General features: G+C 45.9%; 4 protein-coding genes. 3 read left to right on the plus strand and 1 reads right to left on the minus strand.

The window, feature by feature from the left end; all coding sequences use genetic code 11:
- The 3 genes from ACRBG0_RS20415 to ACRBG0_RS20425 form a co-directional block, all read left to right on the plus strand.
- On the plus strand, nt 1-148 hold a 148-nt coding region (locus ACRBG0_RS20415; RefSeq protein ID WP_431488756.1), incomplete at its 5' end, for a T9SS type A sorting domain-containing protein.
- An 18-nt stretch (nt 149-166) separates the two neighbouring features.
- Nucleotides 167-1,708: a T9SS type A sorting domain-containing protein gene (locus ACRBG0_RS20420; RefSeq protein ID WP_431488700.1), complete on the plus strand. Its 1,542-nt coding sequence runs from the start codon at nt 167-169 to the stop codon at nt 1,706-1,708.
- Nucleotides 1,709-1,871: 163 nt separating this feature from the next.
- Entirely contained in the window at nt 1,872-3,404 is a 1,533-nt protein-coding gene (locus ACRBG0_RS20425; protein ID WP_431488701.1) for a family 20 glycosylhydrolase, read from the plus strand.
- 344 nt (nt 3,405-3,748) lie between these two features.
- Here the strand turns inward: ACRBG0_RS20425 and ACRBG0_RS20430 are convergent.
- Nucleotides 3,749-4,947: T9SS type A sorting domain-containing protein (locus tag ACRBG0_RS20430; protein WP_431488702.1), on the minus strand; the 1,199-nt coding region annotated here is incomplete at its 5' end.

Consider the following 4,947-nt stretch of genomic DNA (forward strand, 5'->3'; position numbering starts at 1 on the left):
TTTATTCAATGCCCAAGGGGTATTGGTGCGGCAGGAGCTGTTGGTGGGGAATCAGCAGGAAGTTGATTTGAATAACCTACCATCGGGTACCTATTTCTGGCGATTGGAAAACACTACGCAAACGGGGCGTTTAGTTATCTTTGACTAATTATGGTTCTATATATTAATGATTGAATCTAAATTTCTATTAGAAAAAATTCACCCCCTATTTCTACCCATGCGTATCGAATTGATGATTTTTTTATTGAGTTTTGCAGTTGTAACCTCTGCCCAAAAATACAATCACCAATGGTTATTTGGGTACGATTCGTTTAGCGGGAGTAATAGTTATGGCCTGTCTGTGATAGACTTTAATGATGGTATTGTTACTATTGATTTTTGGTCACAGGTAGGACATGATTTGGGACCAGAAGGTAGCTTTTTAGATGATGGTGTAACTGGTGAAATTATACTTTACACCAATGGCTGTCGGGTTTGGGACGCAAATCGTAACTCATTAACCGGGGAAGATTTTTTGATGGACGATTGGGCAAGCCCTCTATATTGCCCTAAAGAACACCCCACTCGAAATGCCCGATTGTTACTTCCTAGTTTACAAAATGACACGACTGTTTATTTAATTCAAAAGGACGTCAACTACTCAGAGGAGATAGGAACAGTAGTTTCGGAACGACTTTTTATTCATACGATCATACAATCTGAGGATGGCGTGTTTTTCTTGCAGAACACGGAAGTGGTTTTAGATACGGTGCTCGTTATAGGTCATTTAACGGCTGGGCCCAACTTAGCGCGAGATAAATGGTGGTTTTCTGTAACGGAGCATGATACCAATCGCCATTTTATATATGAGTTAGGCGGGGAAGAAGTGATAAGTGAACCCATTATTCATGAAGAAGGATCCATCGCTACTAGTTATGCCTGGGACGTTGGACAAGCTGCTTTTTCGCCAGATATGAGTATCTGGGCCAATAACACCGAAGATTTTGGCATAATGCTTTTTGATTTCGACAATAATACAGGCGAGTTTAGCAATTATCGAGAAATCCACTACCCAAATATGGATACAGCTGAAGGTTTGTGTTTCTCTCCAAATGGTCGCTATATTTATACAACGACCGCAGAAGATATCTACCAGATCGATCTGGAAGCAGTAGATACAAGTGAGCAAGTTCATCATCTTGGATATGTACGTTTTCCTTCTCCGGATGATGGCTGGCCCGTTGGGTTAGGGTATATGTACCTGGGCCCAGATTGTCGTATTTATATAAGTCCAGGGACTACCTCTCAATATATGCACGTGATCCATAACCCAGATGGTTATCAAGATGCTTGTCTATTAGACGTGGGGGCCATTCTTACGCCTACGCATGTTGGGCATCATCTCCCTAATTTACCCAATTATTACTATCTCAATGGCTGCGACCCAGATATAGCCTGGGGAATTCCTGTAAGTACCGCTGCGCCCGACGAAGAAGAATTCCTTGCGGTATTTCCGAATCCAACGCGTTCAAAAGTACTATTGCAACGACCTGCTGGTGATTTTTCGCCAGTGAGGTGGCGTTTATTCAATGCCCAAGGGGTACTGGTGCGGGAGGAACTGCTGGTGGGAAATCAGCAGGAAGTAGATCTGAATAACCTGCCATCGGGTACCTATTTCTGGCGACTGGAAAACACTACGCAAATGGGGCGTTTGGTTATCTTTGACTGAGTGAGCGTAAAAAAATAAGGTGATCCAATTTGGGTTTAGTAAAAAAAAGATAAACAAATGACTAAAAGAAAGTTGTGTTCTTTTTATTGCTAAACCTTCAAACAAATTGGGATCACTTATTTTAGCTCGAATACGATTCGTCATCAAAACCATTTGCCCTACCATGAAAAATCTACCCTTCTTACTGCTCATTGCAATGCTTGCGTCTTTTTCCTGCGAAAAGCCTGCCCCTACCGATTTAAATAAAGCCGCACTAATCCCTTTTCCTAAGGAGATTTTTCCTACCCACGAACGATTTTGCTTGCAAAACGGCACTGTTATCCATGTGCAGGAGCACCTTCTTCCCTTTGCGGAAGCTATGGAGGAAACGCTAGAGGCAACCACCAATCTCGATATTGTTGTGGAAAGAGGGGATATCACAAGTGGCCCCAGCCACATCTATCTGGAGTTACTGGGTGATGATATGGATGACGAGGGGCCAGAGGCCTATGAACTCAATATTAAGAAAAAGAAAATCTACCTGGTAAGTAAGTCCGAGGCCGGCCTTTTTCGGGGCCTTCAGACGCTGCTGCAACTGTTGCCTACCACACCCACAGAGGATAATCACTGGTTCGTTGCCTCAGGGGTGATCACCGATGCTCCGCAGTACGATTATCGCGGGGCAATGCTGGATGTATCGCGCCATTTCTTTGGCGTAGATGATGTCAAGCGTTTTATTGACCTCATTGCTTTGTGCAAAATCAACTACCTCCATTTGCATTTAGCAGATGATCAGGGGTGGCGCATTGAAATAAAGTCCTGGCCAAATCTCACCACACATGGCGGCAGTACCCAGGTGGGCGGCGGACCTGGCGGCTACTACACCCAGGAAGATTATCAAGAAATTGTGCGTTATGCACAAAGCCGCTACGTGACCATCGTGCCCGAAATCGATATGCCAGGCCATACCAATGCCGCATTGGCCTCTTACCCCGAACTGAATTGCAATGGCATGTCTCCAGCATTGTACACTGGTACCGAGGTGGGTTTTAGCACGCTTTGTACCTCGAAAGAAATCGTCTATCAATTTGTGGATGATGTGGTGCGTGAAATTGCCGCTATGACTCCTGGCCCTTATTTTCATATCGGCGGCGACGAATCGCATGTGACTGCGTTGGAGGATTACATTCCCTTCATCGAACGTGTGCAAGACATTGTTACCAAATACGATAAGCAGGTGATCGGATGGGATGAAATCTCCCACGCAGAGCTGCGGGAAGATGGCGTGGTACAATACTGGGCAATGGCCGAAAATGCGCTGCGCGGAGTCGCACAAGGAACCAAGGTTTTACTCTCTCCAGCACATAAAGTATACTTGGATATGCAGTACGATTCTACGACAGAATTGGGCCTGCATTGGGCGGCCTATATCGAGCTGGATAGTGCCTATTTGTGGTCGCCGGAAACACTGGTGCCGGGTATTGGCAAAGAAAATATCCTTGGCATTGAGTCGCCCCTCTGGACGGAAACCATCACCAACATGGATGAGATCGAGTACATGGTCTTTCCCCGCTTATTGGCCCATGCAGAGTTGAGTTGGTCACCAGCTGAGGCTCGTAATTGGGGCCATTTTTCAGGTCGGTTGGTGCGCTATGCAGAGCATCTGAAGCGATTGGATGTCGATTATTATGCTTCTCCGGTTGTAACCTGGAAATAGAAGGCAAGTTTAATTATTTGGGGCCATGCCATCTCCCGTCCCGACTTTTCTGGTCGGGGCGGGATCGGCACCAGGCTATCCAGTCGCTACCGCTCCTTTTTATCCTTTGTCCTCCTCCTCCGTGCGGCGTGCTACAGCCTACGGCTTGCGCACTGCTTTGGGTCGACGAGTAGGGTCAAGGAGGTACCTTTGTTCTGACTAAGTGAGTATGAATTTGATCTTGGGCTTGCCATGCTACAAAATGGCCAAACAATAAAAAGGGTAGAAGAACAGATCTAGAAAATTAGGCTGTCCCTCTACCCTTCACCAATCATTTTTCTATTATTTGCCCGGAGGCAAATACATTACGCTTTGATAAAGCGCTTGGTAATAACTTGTTTGCCATCATTACTGCGCAAGAAGTAAGTTCCGGCAGGCAAATTAGCAACATCAACGGTAGTGCGCACCTGATCGGCGCTGATGATGCGCTGATAAAGTACTTGGCCATTGAGGTCAACAATCGTTAATTCGATATTCTCATTACTCACACTGTTTGTGGAGAGTGCTACCTGCAATTGATCCACAGCAGGATTAGGGAACAATTGTACCTCTAATATTGCTGGACCTTCCGTTACTGCATTGTTTTGCGGAATATTTGGTGCAAAACCTTCTGTACGATTTACCGTAATAAAAATGTCTGATAGGTTGAAACAACCATCACTCAAAGCTACTTCGGCTGCATTGTCACCCACAACGGCGATGATATTACCGGTGTAAGCCAATCCCCAAACGCGGCAAATACCAGCAGGAGCATCCTCGAAATCCGCAGAATCACCGCTTGGCAAACCTAGGATGATGTTGTTTTCATCTGTGATAACGTAAGTGAAGTTCTCACCAACAGCAGCAGTGTTGACAAACTGGATAACATCTGCTTCGCCATCTCCTACCGTTACGGTTACATTCGTTTCGCCATCAATGGTACTTACCATACCACCGTTTACAGCAGTTCTTTCTACTGCAATTGGGTTGGAAAGGTCGAAGCAACCTTGCAGGTCGGCAGCATTCATACCTACTTCGGCACCTATGAGTTCATCTTCGAAACTCAAGTGCCAAACCAGACACGTGCCTTCGCCTGCACCATCAAAATCTACGGCGCTAGGCATTGGCGGTAAGCCTAAAATGTTTCCTTGATCATCGGTTACGACCCAAGCAGAGTTGGTGCCACTACTACCCGTAAGGGAAATCGCATCTTCTGCAAGGTTGTCAGCTACATCGTCACCCACACAAAAAGTGAAAGGTCCACCAGTGAGGAAACCACCGTTGCTGTTGCAAAGGTTATCACAATCTGCCCCTTCCACCCGATTAATGGTAATCGGGTTAGACAGGTCAAAACAGCCTTGTAAGTCAGCTGCATTCAAACCTACCTCTGCACCTACGAGCCCGTCTTCAAAGCTGAGGTGCCAGATGAGACAAGTACCTACGCCCGCGCCATCAAAATCTACGGCACTCGGCATAGGTGGCAATCCTAAAATATTACCTTGATCATCAGTTACGACCCAGGCAG

The sequence above is a fragment of the Lewinella sp. genome (assembly GCF_050633125.1).
Taxonomy (GTDB): domain Bacteria; phylum Bacteroidota; class Bacteroidia; order Chitinophagales; family Saprospiraceae; genus Lewinella.

Excerpts from the sequence above, each read along its gene's own strand:
- ACRBG0_RS20420 (WP_431488700.1), top strand. The coding sequence starts at position 167 with ATGATTGAATCTAAATTTCTATTAGAAAAAATTCACCCCCTATTTCTA.
- ACRBG0_RS20425 (WP_431488701.1), top strand. The coding sequence starts at position 1,872 with ATGAAAAATCTACCCTTCTTACTGCTCATTGCAATGCTTGCGTCTTTT.